Here is a 17020-nt window from a genome sequence, read left to right on the forward strand (position 1 = left end):
GGTACGACTACTATGTAAACTATTTCATACACTATTATCTACTAATCACCCCTACAGTTCTACATAAAACGGAAAAAGTTGAAATTCTGCCACGAAAACGATCTACCTTTGCTACTTGCAGTATTCTTCCTTAATGGATGACCATATAAAAAGGCCGTCCCCTAGAATATCATACATCTTGGAAACTGGCCTCACTCGTAATCATTCGTTTACTTTTTCTCTGCACATGAATAATCTGGCAAAAGGGCTAGCAGACCTGCAATCTGGAATTGGTGACTTACTCGCGAAAACAGCCTTGCCTTGGAATGTCTATGTTTTACCTCTTCTTCCATTGCTTATACCATTTAGTTATACAATCACTTGGCGGAAACAGCTCCTGTGCCCTTGCCGTTCGCCAACGGATCATTTCTGCGAGTTCATTTTCCGCTTGTACCGTTAACTGTCTACATACGTTGACGCGAATCGGTTCATCTTGCGGACGTTGTCTGTTCTTTTTTGTGCGCAGATGTTCTTCAATACGTGCAATTGTTTTTCGCAAACGGTCACTGCGGACTGGTTTTACTAAGTAGTCTAACGCGTTGACTTCAAAAGCGTGTACCGCATACTCATCGCACGCCGTAACAAAGACGACCGTGACATCTGGCTTTCTTGCCAAAATCTGCTCTGCTAGTTGAAGACCATTCATTTTCGGTAAATTAATATCTAAAAAAACAACATCTACCGCTTTCTCGATAGTTTTTTCTTTCCCGACAAACGGGTCAATATATTTCCCGACAACTTCTATGTTACTGATCTTTGCGAGATGACGTTCTAGGTAATCCAAGGCGTGTGGTTCATCGTCTACCAGGATCGCATTCATTGCCATCGCCCCTAAATAGAAATTTCTCTCTTCTCTGATACTAATTCTGAAACATGTGTGTCCATTAGTTCACACTCAAGGTGTTATAAAAAAGTTCAAGCCAAAGGAAAGACTCACTACCTTCAGCCGGGATGGACGTTTAGCTCAGGAGAATAAACGACATCAACATTTTTTACTATTCGAAACCCGAATGGGGCGATAATTGTGTTTATGTTATTGATCCACAAGGTACGCATAAGCGTTACGGATAATACCAAGTAGCTACACGGGTAACACGTCGACAACGTTAACACTTCTCCCCCACCGACGATCTCCGCCTCACGCATTTCGTATTTAAATTTTGGCTCATTGCCCCTGGGATACACGGTCGAAGAATAATGTTCCACACCTTTCTCCAACATTTTCTCTTCCGTTCCTTCGACAATCGGTAACGTTGACGTCCTGTTCGCCCGGCTTTTTTTGCCCCGAGTTGTTCTGCTTGTGCCAAATATGTTTGATATAGCCTTCTGTCGTATTTTCAATCCGAAAGTGGTCATGAAATTGCCGCAACGTTTTTCTTATGTGATAAATCGTCTGCGACGCCCATGCTGGGCGTTACCACAAAAAGGAGCTACGACAGAAAGTTAATAAAAGCTGACGTTCTGCCGCAGCCCCTGTTCGAATTCTGTATAGGGGTTTAATTCGCCGTTTTTCGTAAGTGCATAAACAAACGTTGTGCTATTCGTCTATTATTCACCAAGTAATGTCAGTAAGTAGTCCTTCATGTCGACGAGGCGATTGTGCCGCGGTTTAACCGTTGTACCGCCGACGATGAGCGGAACGACCATCTCTTGCTCCCCCGCGGCTACCGCCCCCGACGTGCGTCGGCGCTGATTGGTATTTAAATACAAACCCCGGTTTAGCCGTGATGGCGAGGACGGGAATTTGCTGTGCATGGACAGCACCGTAAAGTTGCCGAAACACATCGACATATTCCCCGAATACCCACTGCCCGCCTTGTTGCTTCAGATCGAGCAAGTCGGGGTCACCCGTCAGCTCCCAGAATGCAAGATTAAATGCAACAAGCCTGCAGAAAAGAAGACTTCTTTTTTCCTGCAGGCTTGAGATAGGTCTTGTATCTCGTCCCATATTAAAAGAGTACGTACGGTATACTTGCCGCGTACGTTGCATTAATTTAACTTCGGGTTACTGTATGCTACCTATCTTAGAAGTACCCCTCAATTCATCGAGTGAAGAGCATCTCCGTACCAAACAGTTTAGGTACGCCTCCTCCTCCCACTAATTAGTCTAAGAGCGTCTACTAACCTATTTGCTACTATTGCCTAATGAGTGGCACCTTGACCCCTGCAGCCCGGTTCACCTTATACACGCGACCGTCGATCGCTACGTTAAGCCGCTCCCCCTCCACGAGTTGAATGGACATCTCTTTCTCCGTCACGGTTACGCGCAACAAATTCCCTTCGTACATCAGATTAAAGGCATACGACTGCCATTCGCGCGGTAGCATTGGTGCAAAAGAAATTCCCGTCTCTTTCAGGCGGAGACCAGCGAAACCGAAGACGATCGCCAACCACGTCCCGCCCATGTTCGCCATGTGCAGGCCGTCTTTCGTATTGCCGTGCAAATTATCCAAATCGAGGCGTGCCGTTTCCGTAAAGTAACGATACGCTTTCTCCTCGTAACCGACTTTCGCCGCCATCATGCTGTACACGCACGAGGAGAGGGAGGAATCGTGCGTCGTAATTTGCTCGTAGTAATCGTACGAGTTTTTGATGACAGCAAAGGGTTGTTCATCTTCCAACAGGAAGTGAGCGAGCACTGTGTCCGCTTGCTTACATACTTGATGGCGGTAAAGCGTCAACGGATGGTAGTGTAGGAGTAGCGGATAGTTCTCCTTAGGCGTATTGGCAAAATCCCATACCGCCTTTTGCAAAAAGGTATCGTCTTGCGGATTGATGCCTCGCTCGGGGTCGTACGGTAAATACATCCGTTCTGCCGCCTGCTGCCAGGTGGACACTTCGGCGGGCGTAAGCTTGATCCGCCGAGCCAAGGCGCGTAACGGCTCCTCCGCCTTTTCTTGCAAAAGGGCATACACTTTCGCCGCCCACGTCAAATTGTACTTCGCCATTGCATTCGTGTAGTAGTTGTTGTTCACGATACACGTGTATTCGTCCGGTCCGGTTACAGCATCAATTTTGAACGCGCCGTCCTGCTCGTGGCCGACGTCGAGCCAGAGGCGCGCCGTCTCAAACAGTACTTCCGCCCCGTATTTTACTAAAAAATCGACGTCTTTCGTCGCCAAATAATATTGCACATAACTGTAGGCGACATCTCCACTAATGTGGTACTGCGCGCTGCCAGCCGGATAGTAGGCGGAACATTCGCTGCCGGCGATCGTGCGCCACGGGTAAAGGGCGCCTTGCTTATGCCCCATTTCTCGTGCTCGCGCCCGCGCTGCCTTGAGAATCGTATGTCGGTATAGGAGCAAATGCTTCGCTAATTCGGGGTTCGTGAGCGAAAAAACGGGTAACATATATATTTCCGTGTCCCAAAAATAATGTCCTTCGTACCCTTCGCCGGAGAGGCCTTTAGCCGCGATGTTCGCGTGTCGGTCGCGTCCGACCGCCTGCAGCAAGTGATACAAATTAAAGCGAATTGCTTCCTGCAACTTGGCCTCGCCGTTAATTTGTACGTCAGTCGTCTGCCAGAAGCGACGCAAGTAAGCTGCCTGCGCCTCAGCCGCCTCTTTAAACGTGTACGCCTTCAGCCCGTCCACAAGTTCGCCTGCTCTGGCTAGCGGCTGCTCCCCGTGTCGCAACGTATCAGTGAACACATTTTTTTTCGTAAAAATGACGGTTTGCGTAAGGTCACACGTAAACACCGCTTGCACGGCAGTGTCCGTCACGGCATCCTCTCGCTCAAAAGGAACACTCAGGTCGCAAGCGACGGCACACGCCGTCTGCAGTTTCGACCGCTCTGTCACTGCTTCCGCGAACATCGTTCCATTCCTATGTCCCGCGCGCGTCACAGTCAGCCGCTTCGCGTCGCCAGTCGCGACACGCGGGTCGTTTTTTGCTGTATAATTTTCTACATCGCCGTTAACTTCTACGGTCAATTGCAAGGTGCCGTAAAAATTGACCGGTTCAACTGTCACTTCTTGCAGGAACAGCTCCCGCTTCGTAAACGAAACGAGCCGTTTAAACGTTAGCTTCACTTCTTTACCGCGCGGCGAACGCCAATGCAGGCGTCGTTCGCTCACCCCTTGGTCCAAGCGCAGCACCCGTTCATACGCGAGCACCTCTCCCGCGAACAGTGACACTTCCTCTGCGCTCTCTTCTTCAACGAGGGCAATCGTAATCGTTTGCGCATCGATGACGTTGAGTAGTTTTTGCTGTGTCACGGGGTAACCGACAAACTTTTCCCCGTAGGCAATGTCGACGGTGTCGTAAAAGGCGTTAATGTATGTGCCGCGAATCGACGCCATGCCGTCGCCGTAACCTTCTTCAAAATTTCCGCGCACCCCGAGGTAGCCGTTCGCGAGGGAAAACAAACTTTCTTCGTTCAGCAGCGCTTGTGGGGATAAGTCGCGCGAATTAACGGTCCAAGACATTCAAGCCACTCCTTCGATCCAGAGCCACTCCCAGTTGGCTCTTATTTTCCGCCCGTAAAGGAAATCCCTTTTACAAAGTACTTGTTAAAGAAGGTGTACAGGAGCAGGACGGGCAACGTAAACACCATCGATGCGGCCATAATGTAGTTCCAATAACTGACGAACTGCCCTTTAAACGTGTTGAGTCCGAGTGGCAACGTGAACATAGACGGATCGGACATGACGATTAGCGGGCGCATAAAATCGTTCCAAAAACCCATAAACACGAAGATCGTTTGCGCTGCTAACGCCGAGCGAGCCAGGGGCAAGACGACGCGGAAAAACGTGCCGATTCTGCTGAGTCCGTCAATCTCCGCCGCTTCTTCTAGTTCTTTCGGAAAATTAATAAAGAACTGCCGCATCATAAAAATAAAGGTGGCGTTAATCATTCCCGGTACGATAATCCCTTGGTACGTGTTCAGCCACCCGAACAGTTTTAAAATTAAGTAGTTCGGGATCATCGTCACTTGCATCGGAATCATTAGCACCGCTAAAATGACGATAAAAAGCGATTTCTTCCCAGGAAAACTGAGCCGAGCCAAGGCATAACCCGCCATCGAATTGAACAGTAAATTGAGCCCTGTCCCCACGACGGCAATAATCGTACTGTTCAACAACCAGCGGGGGAACATCCCCTCTTGCAGGAAGATCTGCATATAGTTCTCAAATGTAAATTGCTTCGGGATAAAGGAGATGGAGCCACTCACAATTTCCTCTAACGTTTTAAAGGAGGACGACAAGGCCCACAAAAACGGTACGCAAGTGACGACTGCATATAAACCGAGGATCACGTATAAAATTATTTTTCCAATGGAAATTTTTTTCTTCTTCTTCACGACGATCCCCCCTAGTAAAGCGATTCCTCTTTAGATAGTTTCCGCTGAAGCAATGTCGCGATTAAAATGACGATCGCCAGCAGCAGTGCAAGTGCAGCCGCGTACCCCATCGTGCCAAGCGATTTAAACGCATATTGGTAAATTAAAAGGACGACGGTTAACGTGGCGTTGTTCGGACCCCCCGACCCGCCGGAAAAAATATACGACTGGTCAAACAATTGGAACGTGCCGATCAACCCCATAATGACGACAAACGACGTAATCGGCCGCAAATTTGGGACAGTAATGTGCCAAAACTTTTGGATGACATTCGCTCCGTCCAAGTCAGCTGCTTCATAGATCGAATCGGGTATTTCTTGCAACGCCGCTAAATAAATGACCATAAAGTAAGGGGCGGTCGACCAAATGTTCATGATCATAATCGACGTTAGCGCGACGTTCGGATCGCCAATCCAGTTGTACGTCGGTAAACCGACGAGGTCTAGCACGTGGTTGATCAAACCGTTTTTGTTATACATCCACATGAAAATTAACGCTAAAACCGCAGAGGAAGTAAGTGTCGGTAAAAAGTAAACGATGCGGAAAAATTTTTGTGCCTTTAAACCGGCATTTAAGATCGCTGCCAACACGAGAGCCAATAACGTCTGTATCGGGACGACGATGACGACGTATTTGAACGTGTTCCAAAGGGCGATAAGTGCGCGCTGATCGTCGGCAATACGCAAAAAGTTGTCCAACCCGACGAACTTGTAACTCGTCGTCCCTAACAATTGTACTTTGTGAAACGATAGAAAGACAGCGTATAGCAACGGGCCGATAATGAACATCGCGAGGACAAAAACCGTCGGACTCATAAAGACGTAGCCTTGTGTCGCCTCCCGCAACGCCTTCCGCGAATATTTCTTCTTGCGCTTCATTACTTTCATCTCCTATGGCAAGAGAAAATCAGAATTCGTGTCAATCAACTAAGGCAGAAAGTAACAACACAATGAAGGGCGGAGGACGAATATAGAAACCCTATTCATTCGTCCTCACTGCCTCGTGCGAATCGATCGCATTAGTCGGTATGCTGACCGGTTGCGTTAGTCGTTAATTCGATTCGATTTCACTGTTCGCTTGTTTTTGTGCTTCTTTTAGCGCCTTTTCCAAAGATTGCTTGCCGAGGAAGGCGTTAACAAACTGGTTGTTAAAGTTATTCGTGATGGTCGGCAAGTTTGTCCCTTCCGCCCAAACGGTCGCATAGGGCGCGCCAGCAACGAGAGCACCGCGCAATTCATCTTTGTCGTAGCCGAGCTTTTCTGCTACACTTTTGCGCGTCGGTAAAGCATAACCTTTGCTCGTCCACGTTTCCATGCCTTCTTTACCCGTTAAATACTCAATCAGTTTCCAAGACGCTTCTTTTTTCTCCGAAGAGGCGTTCATGACATAAGCGACAGTGTAAGCCATCGTCCCTTTTTTTCCGTCGATCGTCGGCACTTCAGCTGTTCCGTAGTCGACATCGGGGAACGTATCTTCCAGAAACGGGATGACCCAGTTCCCTTCGATGACCATTGCCGCCTTTTGTTGTCCGAACATCTCGCCGCCCCAATCAGCTCCGACTTCGGAAGGTTGGATCGACGTTTTGTCGATGTTGTGTTGGTCAATGATCGGTTGAAGCGATTCTACGACTTCTTTTGCAGCAAAGTTTGCCTTGTTGTCTTTGACGACTTTTCCACCTTTCGCTTCAGCGATGTAGTACATGCGCGCCAGTTCCGGAGCGACGCCAAAGCCGTACACATCGTCTTTCGTCAATTTTTTCGACGCTTCGCGTAGCTCGTCCCACGTTTTCGGCACGTCGACACCAGCGTCTTTTAACATGTTCTTGTTATAAAACAACGCTAACGTGGAATAGTCTTTCGGGAACCCGTACGTGGTACCATCTACCTGAAAAGCTTCTAAAAGCGGTTTTTCAAAATCGGCGACATCAAATGCGTCCGTCACATACTCGTCCAGCGGCTCGAGTACGCCTGTTTCGATGAGGGCAGGCGCCTCAAACGCATCGAGATAAAAGACGTCTGGACCTTCTCCTCCGATGAGCCGCGTTTTAATGACATCCATGTACTGGTCAGCAATCACTTCGTGTTTCACTTTAATGTTCGGGTTTTTCTTTTCAAAGTCGGCGATTGTCTGCTTCAACAGCTTCGTCTCACTCGGATTGCCGCCCCACCCCGCTAACTTCACCGTTACTTTCTCCGCCTGCTTTTTCTCTGCTTTATCCTCCGCGGGCGAACCGTTATCGTTCCCGCTGCAACCTGTCATTACAACGCCCATTAACAAAGAGAAAATAGTGAGCATGATAAGCCATTTTTTTGCCTTCGTTTTCATGGACCTCAATCCTTTGTGTTAGTTTGTTTTTATAGTAAGGGGCTAACCCCTATAAAAACCACAGTTATTAAATGCGAAGCGGTTTAACTTGCCGGCTGTTTCTATGCCAGGCAGCTATTCCTTAGCTAGCACCGCTAAGCCACGTGCTTTTTTTATCCACTAAAGCCTTCAGCGTCAGTTCATCCGTGCTTTCGACGACGTAATGGGCGTGAGCGAGTGTCTCCCGGTCGCCGACGCCGACAGCAAACATACCTGCCGCGCGGATCGCGGTCACCCCGGCTGCCGCGTCTTCAATGCCGATACAGCGGTCGTAAGGAACGCCTAGTGCATCAGCAGCGGCCACGAATATTTCCGGATCGGGTTTACCTTTAGCAATCGTACGCACATCGACGATGTGATCGAAATGATGGTCGAGCTCCAGCCTTTCGACAATGGCGCGGGCATTTTTACTGGCAGAGGCCAAGGCGGCTTTAATTTTGTTGTCGGCGAGCTCTTGCAACAACGCACGGATGCCAGGCAACACGCCCTGTGGCGTTATTTTTTGAATGAGTTGTGTGTAATGGGCGTTTTTTTGCTCTGCCAGCGCCGTTTTTTCCGCGGCGGTATAGGCGGACGCCTGCCCGCCGCGTGCCAATATTTTTTCCAGCGAATCCATGCGACTAATCCCTTTTAGCTGTTCGTTAAACGGCCGATCAATCGCAATACCTAATTGTTCCGCGAGTGTCCGCCATGCAACGTAGTGGTATTCCGCCGTATCGGTAACGACACCGTCGAGGTCGAAAATAACTGCTGCCAGTCTTTCATTCATAAGCAATTAGTCCTTTCGCAATTGATGTTGTCAGGAGCGATTTCGGCGGTATTGGATCGAGCCGCGGTCAGCGTACAGACTGACTCCATATTGAAAACTTGCTACCTTAATCGGTCAATCTCCTTTAAGGTCAATCCTCAACTGACGCTCGAGTTCGTATGTGTTGCCTGCGACCTCGAGCGATATAACTTCTCGACTGCTCGCCGCTTCACCGTTCGTCACTCTTTCGATCTGCAGTGTCGTTTTATCGATCGCGACGACGAGACGTTCACCTTGCCAATAGAGCGGGAACGTTAAGCGCGACCACTGTCGCGGCAGTTTCGGATTGAGCCGCAGTTTTCCGTCGAACAGTCGGACACCGCCGAATCCGTTCACGACGCATTGCCACATGCCGCCGATTGACGCGGCGTGGATCCCGTGATCGGAGGAATGCATATTTGGCCCCAAGTCGATCCGCGCCGCTCGCGAGAACAAGCTGTACGCCAATTCCGGGTCGTCCATATCGGATGCGAGCACCGAGTGGGTCGATAAGCTGAGTGAGGAATCGTGCAACGTTTTTGGCTCGTAATATTCCCAGTTTGCGCGCTTTACGTCTGGAGAAAATTTGTGCTCCAGCAAGTAGAACAAGATCATAATGTCCGCCTGTTTCGACACTTGCATCTCGTTCACTTGTTCGAGATTGTAATCTTTAAACAAGCTCCCCACTTGCTCCTGGTTTTTGTACTTACTGAGGTCAATCACTTTTTTCGTTAAGTACGTGTCGTCTTGCGGAATGACCAAATCCGCTTCTCGCGGCTGCGGCAAATAAATGAGTGTGAGCTTCTCGCTCCATTCGCGCTCAGCCTCTGTTAAATCCAGTTTGTCGTTCAGCGATGCCCACAGTTCGGGACGGGCTTCTTTCAACTCGCGGCTACAGCGGAGTGCCGTGTCAATATTCCAATGCGCCATGTAGTTCGTAAAGGCATTGTTATTCACGTGTTCTTTGTATTCGTCCGGTCCGATGACGTCGTTAATGTGGTACTGCTGCTGCGCCTCGTTCCACTCCAAGCGGCTCGCCCAAAAAGTTGCCGTATCAAACAAAATTTCATACCCATAAGCGTCCATGAACGATTGGTCGCCGGTAATGGAGTAGTACTGCCACACGGCGTACGCCACGTCACTCGTTATGTGTTGCTCGATAAAGCCGGACCAAATTTTCGTCGCTTTGCCGGTCACGATGTCGACCGCCCCCCACACTGGGGTCGTTTCATCCCCAGTAAAGGCCGATTCCCAAGCGTACATCGCCCCGCGATAGCCGTTCCCCCGCGCTTTGCGCCGTGCGCCGGGCAGCGTGTTGTAGCGGTATTCGAGTAGTTGGCGCGCCACTTCCGGGAACGTGTAAATGAAGAACGGGAGAATGAAAATTTCGGTATCCCAAAAGGCATGTCCTTTATACCCTTCGCCGGAAAGACCTTTCGCCCCGATGTTAAAGCGATTGTCGTGGCTAGGGGTCATCGCGAGCAAGTGGTATTGGGCAAAGCGCAGCGCTAATTGGTCATACGATTGCTCACTGTCGATCGTAATCGCCATCTCGTCCCACTTTGCTTGCCACGCAGCGACACTCTCGGCAAACAAACGCGCATACCCTTTTGCTGCTTCTTCTTTTAAGTTGGCGAGCGCCGCGTCGCGCAACGTTTGCAAGTTATATTGCTCGTTGTCATACGCTTTGTCCCTACTCGTAAACACGTTCGAAATTTTTTCGATGGACAATGTCTGCCCTTTTTCTAGCGTAACGTCGTACGCGACAGATACTTGGCGGCGACCGATCGCCATTTCCGGCTGTATGGCGACGGGTGTACCGTCAATCGCTAAGCGATGCGTCGTATTTAAGACAAAATCGATGTTTGACTCAGTCGTCTGTTGCAGTAATTGGATAAACGTTTTATCAAAAATGCGCTTCTCGCCTTCCCTAAAGTGTTGCGTCCCCGAATTCGTCATTTGGGCGTTAATCCCAGAACTTAACTTAAGGTGGACCGTTGAATTTAACGGTTCGATGTCAACTTTCGCAGCGAGTAAGTGCAAATTGTGCATCGACACAAAGCGGCGAAAGACGAAGCGATACTGCTCGCCAGCCTCGTTTTCCCACTCGACGCGCCGCACGAGTTCCCCCGTACGCACGTTTAAGTCGCGGCGGTAAGCGATAATCTTACCTTTTTCCAATGAAAAGTAGTCATCGTTCAACAGGATATTCATTTCGATTAAGTCAGCGGCGTTCGGTAGTTCTGTCACTTCGTTGTCGGCAAACTGGTTGAACGTCCCGGCGACGAACATGTTTCTCGTCTGCCGGTAGTACGGCTCCTCCATCGTGGCACGGATTCCCATATAACCGTTACCGAGCGACATAATCGCTTCGCATTTCCCTAACTGCTGTGGATGAAAGGCCGTTTCCGAGACGAGCCAGTTTTTGTTTTCACCGGTTCCTAAATCGTAGCGCAACAATGCGATCGCTCCTTGCATCACATGAATTAAATCATCATCCAAAACGTTTTGGATAGTGAAGAAAAAAATAAGCGGTTTAAACCAGCTTATTTTCCTCTTTTTCGCGGTTCACTCGTCGATTCGCGTACAATCAGTTCTGTGTCGATTGAAATGACGTGGGACTCGTCGGTCCCTTCTAACATGCGGATCAACAAGTTAGCCGCTTGGTAACCCATCTCAACCTTGTTTTGCGCAATCGTCGTCAGCTTCGGAGTCGCATATGAAGCGAGTAAAATATCGTCATAACCGACGACTGACAAATCATCGGGAATGTGGCGCCCGAGCTTTTTCGCTGCTGCTATTACCCCTAAGGCCATTAAGTCACTCGCGCAAAAAATCGCAGTAATGTCGGGGGTTGCCGTTAACAGCGCCGTTGCGACCGTTTCCGCCTGTTTCTCTTCAAACGCACCGTTCACGATCCAGTCCCAGTTGACTGACAGGTTCGCCTCTTTCAGCGCTTCCATGTAGCCTTGCAAGCGCTTCTGACTGACGAACGCTAAGTTGTGGCCGTTCATCATAGCGATGTTCGTATGCCCTTGTTCGACTAAGTGCGCCACCGCTTTTTTCGCGCCGAGTACGTTGTCTGTCGTCACGTAGCCGACAGTCGACGACTCGATGGGAATGTCGATCAGGACGCACGGAATGTCACTTTCGACAACTTCCCTGAGGTACGGATCGTCCGTTTTGATGCCTTGAAGGATGACCCCGTCTACCTTGCGCTCGCGACACAACTGCGAATACGTCTTCTCGCGCTGCTTTGTCGAATCGGCGTTGAATAAAATGAGGTCATAGTCCGTTTGCGCGACGTATTTGTTTATACCTGCCAGCACTTCGACCATAAAGTTATCTTTAACCATTCCAGTGCTGAAATCGGATACGAGCAAGCCGATCGTCTGTGAGCGGTTCATCACTAAACTGCGCGCGAGTGTATTCGGACTGTAATCGAGCTCCGCGGCGATCTTCTCTACCTTTCTTCGCGTCTTTTCACTAACGTCCGCGTAACCGTTTAATGCTCTGGAAACAGTCGTCACGGAAACACCAGCGACTTTCGCGATGTCTTTAATCGTCGTCATTTACTTCCTCCAAAACGTTTTGGATCGTTTATACTTTTACTGTATCTTTGAACGATACACCTGTCAAGAAGCTACGGACAAAAAAAAGGCGAACTTATGAAAACGCCTCGTCCGCCGTCTCAAAACGGATATACATAAGGTGTTTCGGGCGCTTCGACCTCCCGCCACTCGGTAACATGTACATATGGAAGTTCCACGTCGTCCACAAACGTCGTCTCAAGGCTGCCTTCGATCTCGAGCCACGTATCGGCAGCAATCTCTTGGGCTTCAGGAATTTGAGATAAGAAACCGAGGACACTGGAGTCGGCGATACAGCACGTAACGGCAAAGCGACCGACGACTAGTTCGTCTGCTGCCATCCCCTCTTCTTTGTAGACGAAGCCAGTCAGTTTGATCTTTTTCCCCACGAATTCATCCGGGTAGATCGACATTACGCTGTAATGTTGCACGAAATCTTCTTCAGTGAATACGATGACGTCTTGTTTTTTCAATTCGTCTCGCATCTTTCCGTAATACTCGTCCGGTCCGTCGTCAACGATGATCTCGTCTCCGGGCGCTTCCTCGTCGTCGTATGCATCGATGGCGTTATTTGTGTACAAATCGTCAGTTGCTTCCGCTGCGGTTGTCCCACCTGCTTCCTCGCTCGCTGCTCCGCCGCCTTCCTCGGTTGTGCCGTTTTCGCCAGGGCGATCACCTTCCTCTTGTGTACCTACTCCATTACCCTGGTCAGCGCTTTGCCCTTGTGCCGCGAATGGCATCATCCCTTTTTTCGTAGCGATTTCCGCGTTAAGCGTTTGGATCGGCAGCAAAAAACCAGTCAGTAGCGGAATGGCGATAATCACATACGATAGAAACTGTTTCAGCGACCACTTGCCGCTAAACCCGTGATCAGCGTCGCAACAGGCCTCTTGTTCCATCGCATTATTTACCGCCTGATGAGGATCACAGCGCACGTGATGGCTGCAGTCTTCGCTACGCACGGCACCGTGATCGGTCACACCGCACGCACCCGTCGTTTGGCGCTGCCTACCTTCCTCCCGTTGCCCGCTAAAGAGACGTTGCAGTTGAATGACGAACAAAAACACTAACAGAAGTGCTGCGAGTTGACTAAGCGTCACGAACTGTGAATTAATGTACTTACTAATCTCACCTGTATAAGACAGCTTGAACAAAAACCCGGCAAAAGACAGCAAAATGAGCGCTTTTAACAACTGCTGAAAGAAATTTCCCACCTTATCTTTCCCCCTAACACTCAATCGACACTCATCGACCTTCATGCCCTCTACATCCCATCCATACAAAAACACTCAACCTGGATTTAGCCTCCACACCATCTATATCCAATCTAGGTTCACCCTTCAACGCCATCCACATCCAATCTAGGTTCACCTTCAATGCTATCCACATCCCACCTTGGTTCATCATGCCACCTGCACCCCACCTCCATGACTTTTCTCATCCAACTTCCGTTCACCCGATCCAAACTTGTGCGAGCATGATGCCGCCAAAGACAGTCACTGTCGTCACGATGGCAAATACGAGCACAAATTTCGTCCGGAACACGCCTAACATCATGATCGTATTTTTCAAATCGAGCATCGGTCCGTAAATTAAAAAGGCGAGTAGTGCACTTGTTGGAAACACATGTTGGAACGAAGCAGCGACAAACGCATCCGCTTCGGAACATAGCGACAGTAGGTAGGCCAGTCCCATCATGACGAGCGACGAACTCGCTGAACCTGAAGCGAGCGACGTCAACGTACTAGAAGCGACGTACGTTTGCACGATTGCCGCTAAAAAAGCGCCCATAATCAAAAATTTACTGACGTAAAAAAACTCGTCAATCGCGTGTACTAACATGTGTTCCACGCGTTCACGCAACGGGGGGCGGGTAGGAGTAGTTATAACGGTCCCTAGTGACGGGTCACGTTTTAATTGCGAGCCTTTAAATAGGAGGCTGATGACGCACGCGATCGCAACTGCAACAAAGAAGCCGACGACAGCGCGCAACGTCGTCATGCGCCAATCGTGTCCGAAGGCCATGTACGTCGAAAAGACAACAATCGGGTTGATGAGCGGTCCAGTCAACAAAAAAGCAATGGCGGCGTAAATCGGCACACCTTTCGCCACTAGGCGACGCGTGATCGGGACAATCCCGCATTCACACGCCGGAAACAGCGCGCCTAACAGGGCACTCATGCCGACCGCCAGTATTTTGTTGTTTGGAATCAAGCGACGCATGTGATCTTCGGTGACGAACACTTGAATCCCTCCTGCAATCAGCACGCCGAGTAGTACAAACGGTAACGCCTCGATTAAAATACTGAGGAAGATCGTATTCAGTGTAAGGAATGACGAAGGTACGGTCACCCACTGACTCGTCCAAGTTGTCAGATCGGTAAAAACGAGAAATGTTACGAATAACATGATCGCAATACCGACAATGTTAACAGTGGAAGACTGAATCCATTTGGCCGTTCTCACAGCTATTATCAACTCCATTTGATAACTTTACGTATGTAAAACCGACGTGTTTAAGCGGCAATCCATATGACGATAAACGTAATTATTACGTTTTATTAGCCCATTTTACACGAACGTTTTCTCCAGCGCAACATTTTTTTGTGTTTTGTTTAAAGTTGCTTGCAAGCGTACCGTGCAGACGTAAGGCTAAAACACGCAGCAAAACGCGGCAATCGTTGACATGACTACAGCAGTAAGATATAATTCGTTTGTGCAACACGGGTTGTACGAGTTGGATCGAGGATAGCAAACGTATGGTGATGTGATCACCCTCACTGATTAGGTTCGTTACCGCGGCATTTATGGGCGAGCCGCTTCACAGACCTGTGCTATCCAGGCTGTGTGAGAAATCAGGCACATCCCATCATTTGTTGCTCCTAATCAAACAAATGATGTGAAGGAGATTGATGACCAAATGGCACGTTACACTGGACCAAAGTGGAAATTAAGCCGCCGTTTAGGCATTTCGTTAAGCGGCACGGGTAAAGAACTGAAGCGGCCGTACCCGCCGGGACAACACGGCGCGAACCAACGCCGCAAAATGAGTGACTACGGCGTACAGCTACAAGAAAAACAAAAACTGCGCCACATGTACGGCATGAACGAAAAGCAATTCCGCAGCTTGTTTGACAAAGCGGGCAAAATGCAAGGGATTCACGGGGAAACCTTCATGATCCTGTTGGAATCGCGGTTGGATAACCTCGTCTATCGCCTCGGCTTAGGCCGTACGCGGGCACAAGCTCGGCAACTCGTCACGCACGGTCACATTACCGTTAACGGTAAAAAAGTTGACCGCCCGTCTTACCAAGTAAAACCTGGCGATACGATCAGCTTGAAAGAAAAAAGCCTCAACTTGAACATCGTCAAAGATGCGCTCGAGACGAGAAACTTCTTGCCGGAATACTTGACGTTCGACGATAACACAAAAGTTGGCACGTACACGCGGTTACCGGAACGGGCCGAGCTTCCGTCGGAAATTGACGAAACACTCATCGTTGAATTTTACTCCCGTTAATAGTGAAAAAACGGCAAAAACAAAGCACCCCTTCAGCGGGGTGCTTTTTTGTTACTTTTCTAATTTGACGCGGGCAAATTTGCGTTTGCCGACTTGGGCGACGAGTCCGTCTGTCACCGCGACATCGACGTCGGCCGCAGGCATTTTTTGCTCATTCAGTTTGACCGCCCCTTGTTGGATCATCCGCCGCGCCTCTCCGTTCGAGGCAACGAGCCCGAGATGGGTGAGCAGTTTCACGATCCACATTTTCCCATCATCTAAGTCCACTGCGCGCACAGATACTTCCGCAATGTCTTCCGGGAGTGCCTGCTGCTGGAACACTGTCTTAAAGCGTTCTTCTGCCTCGGCGGCCGCTTCCTCTCCGTGGTACATGCGGACGAAGGTGTGCGCGAGTAACATTTTTGCATCGCGCGGGTGCATCGTGCCTTCCGTTAATTGCTGCTTTAACGTCTCGAACTGTTCCAGCGACAAGTCGGTTGCCAGTTCGAAGTACTTTAGCATCAACGCGTCAGGGACGGACATCGCTTTACCGTACATGTCGCCCGGCTCGTCGTCGATGCCGATGTAGTTACCGAGACTCTTGCTCATTTTCTTTTCCCCGTCTAGGCCTTCGAGGAGCGGTAGTGTCATTGCCACTTGCTCTTTTTTCCCGAATTCGCGCTGTAACTGCCGGCCCATAAGGACGTTGAACGTTTGGTCCGTCCCGCCTAGCTCGACATCACTTTCGAGCGCGACCGAGTCGTACCCTTGCATGAGCGGATAAAAAAATTCGTGCACGCCGATGGGGTGATTCGCTTTGTACCGCTTCTCAAAATCGTCGCGCTCCAACATGCGAGCGACGGTCATTTGCGACGCTAACGACAATACTTCGGAAAACGAAAGCTTGGCCAACCATTCACTGTTAAAGTGGATTTCCGTCAGTTTCGGATCCAAAATTTTAAACACTTGCTCCTGGTACGTCCGTGCATTAGCTAGCACTTGTTCTTCGGAGAGCGGTTTACGCGTTTCCGACCGCCCGCTCGGGTCGCCGATCCGTCCCGTAAAGTCGCCGATTAACAGTTGCACTTTGTGCCCCAGCTGTTGAAACTGCCGCAGCTTGTGGATGACGACCGTATGTCCGATATGAATGTCAGGTGCGGACGGGTCTATGCCTAATTTTACGTTAAGCGGTCGTTTCTCCTTGATCGATTCCCGCACTTTTTCCGCCAATGCGGCTTCCGGGACGACGTCCACGACACCGCGGCGCAAAATTTTTAGCTGCCGCGCAACTTCTCGTTCTAATTGTTCATTTACCTGATCGGTCTGTTCCTCGTTTACCTGATCTGTTTGTTCCTCATTTAATGGTTTGTGCTCTAATTTTTGCTGCTGTACACCTT

The 17020-nt window shown here is 49.6% G+C and carries 13 protein-coding genes; 1 reads left to right on the forward strand and 12 read right to left on the reverse strand.

The genetic code is table 11. The annotated features are described in order from the left end of the window. Nucleotides 1–316 precede the first annotated feature (316 nt). The 11 genes from BN1247_RS11195 to BN1247_RS11245 all read right to left on the reverse strand — a co-directional run bounded on the left by BN1247_RS11195 (nt 317) and on the right by BN1247_RS11245 (nt 14533). Nucleotides 317–859: a LytR/AlgR family response regulator transcription factor gene (locus tag BN1247_RS11195; protein WP_054950456.1), complete on the reverse strand. Its 543-nt coding sequence runs from the start codon at nt 857–859 to the stop codon at nt 317–319. Nucleotides 860–1587: 728 nt separating this feature from the next. Next, entirely contained in the window at nt 1588–1749 is a 162-nt protein-coding gene (locus BN1247_RS18225) for a hypothetical protein (protein ID WP_222705240.1), read from the reverse strand. 425 nt (nt 1750–2174) lie between these two features. Beyond that, a complete protein-coding gene (locus BN1247_RS11205) occupies nt 2175–4469 on the reverse strand; it encodes a glycoside hydrolase family 65 protein (RefSeq protein WP_054950458.1) in 2295 nt (764 codons plus the stop codon). Between the two features lie 41 nt (nt 4470–4510). After that, nucleotides 4511–5344 carry a carbohydrate ABC transporter permease gene (locus BN1247_RS11210; protein ID WP_054950459.1) on the reverse strand — a complete coding sequence of 278 codons (834 nt, stop codon included), beginning with the start codon at nt 5342–5344 and terminating at the stop codon, nt 4511–4513. 11 nt (nt 5345–5355) lie between these two features. Further along, nucleotides 5356–6261 (reverse strand): carbohydrate ABC transporter permease, encoded by a 906-nt coding sequence (locus BN1247_RS11215; protein WP_054950460.1) that lies wholly within the window; start codon nt 6259–6261, stop codon nt 5356–5358. A gap of 172 nt (nt 6262–6433) precedes the next feature. Then, nucleotides 6434–7708 (reverse strand): ABC transporter substrate-binding protein, encoded by a 1275-nt coding sequence (locus BN1247_RS11220; protein ID WP_054950461.1) that lies wholly within the window; start codon nt 7706–7708, stop codon nt 6434–6436. A gap of 121 nt (nt 7709–7829) precedes the next feature. Continuing rightward, on the reverse strand, nt 7830–8516 hold the full coding sequence (gene pgmB, locus BN1247_RS11225; protein ID WP_054950462.1) for a beta-phosphoglucomutase: 687 nt from the start codon (nt 8514–8516) through the stop codon (nt 7830–7832). A gap of 114 nt (nt 8517–8630) precedes the next feature. Beyond that, nucleotides 8631–10994, reverse strand: a complete 2364-nt coding sequence (locus tag BN1247_RS11230) for a glycoside hydrolase family 65 protein (protein ID WP_054950463.1) — start codon at nt 10992–10994, stop codon at nt 8631–8633. Nucleotides 10995–11080: 86 nt separating this feature from the next. Then, nucleotides 11081–12106 carry a LacI family DNA-binding transcriptional regulator gene (locus BN1247_RS11235; RefSeq protein ID WP_054950464.1) on the reverse strand — a complete coding sequence of 342 codons (1026 nt, stop codon included), beginning with the start codon at nt 12104–12106 and terminating at the stop codon, nt 11081–11083. Between the two features lie 119 nt (nt 12107–12225). After that, on the reverse strand, nt 12226–13338 hold the full coding sequence (locus BN1247_RS11240; protein WP_054950465.1) for a TIGR03943 family putative permease subunit: 1113 nt from the start codon (nt 13336–13338) through the stop codon (nt 12226–12228). A gap of 238 nt (nt 13339–13576) precedes the next feature. Continuing rightward, nucleotides 13577–14533 carry a permease gene (locus BN1247_RS11245; RefSeq protein ID WP_082416052.1) on the reverse strand — a complete coding sequence of 319 codons (957 nt, stop codon included), beginning with the start codon at nt 14531–14533 and terminating at the stop codon, nt 13577–13579. Nucleotides 14534–15044: 511 nt separating this feature from the next. On the opposite strand from BN1247_RS11245, the gene rpsD reads away from it, so the two are divergent. Next, a complete protein-coding gene (rpsD, locus tag BN1247_RS11250; RefSeq protein ID WP_054950467.1) occupies nt 15045–15644 on the forward strand; it encodes a 30S ribosomal protein S4 in 600 nt (199 codons plus the stop codon). Nucleotides 15645–15695: 51 nt separating this feature from the next. Here the strand turns inward: rpsD and tyrS are convergent, their stop codons facing one another. After that, entirely contained in the window at nt 15696–16895 is a 1200-nt protein-coding gene (gene tyrS, locus BN1247_RS11255; RefSeq protein WP_231633434.1) for a tyrosine--tRNA ligase, read from the reverse strand. Nucleotides 16896–17020 lie beyond the last annotated feature (125 nt).

It is taken from the genome of Numidum massiliense, assembly GCF_001375555.1.
Lineage (GTDB): Bacteria > Bacillota > Bacilli > Thermoactinomycetales > Novibacillaceae > Numidum > Numidum massiliense.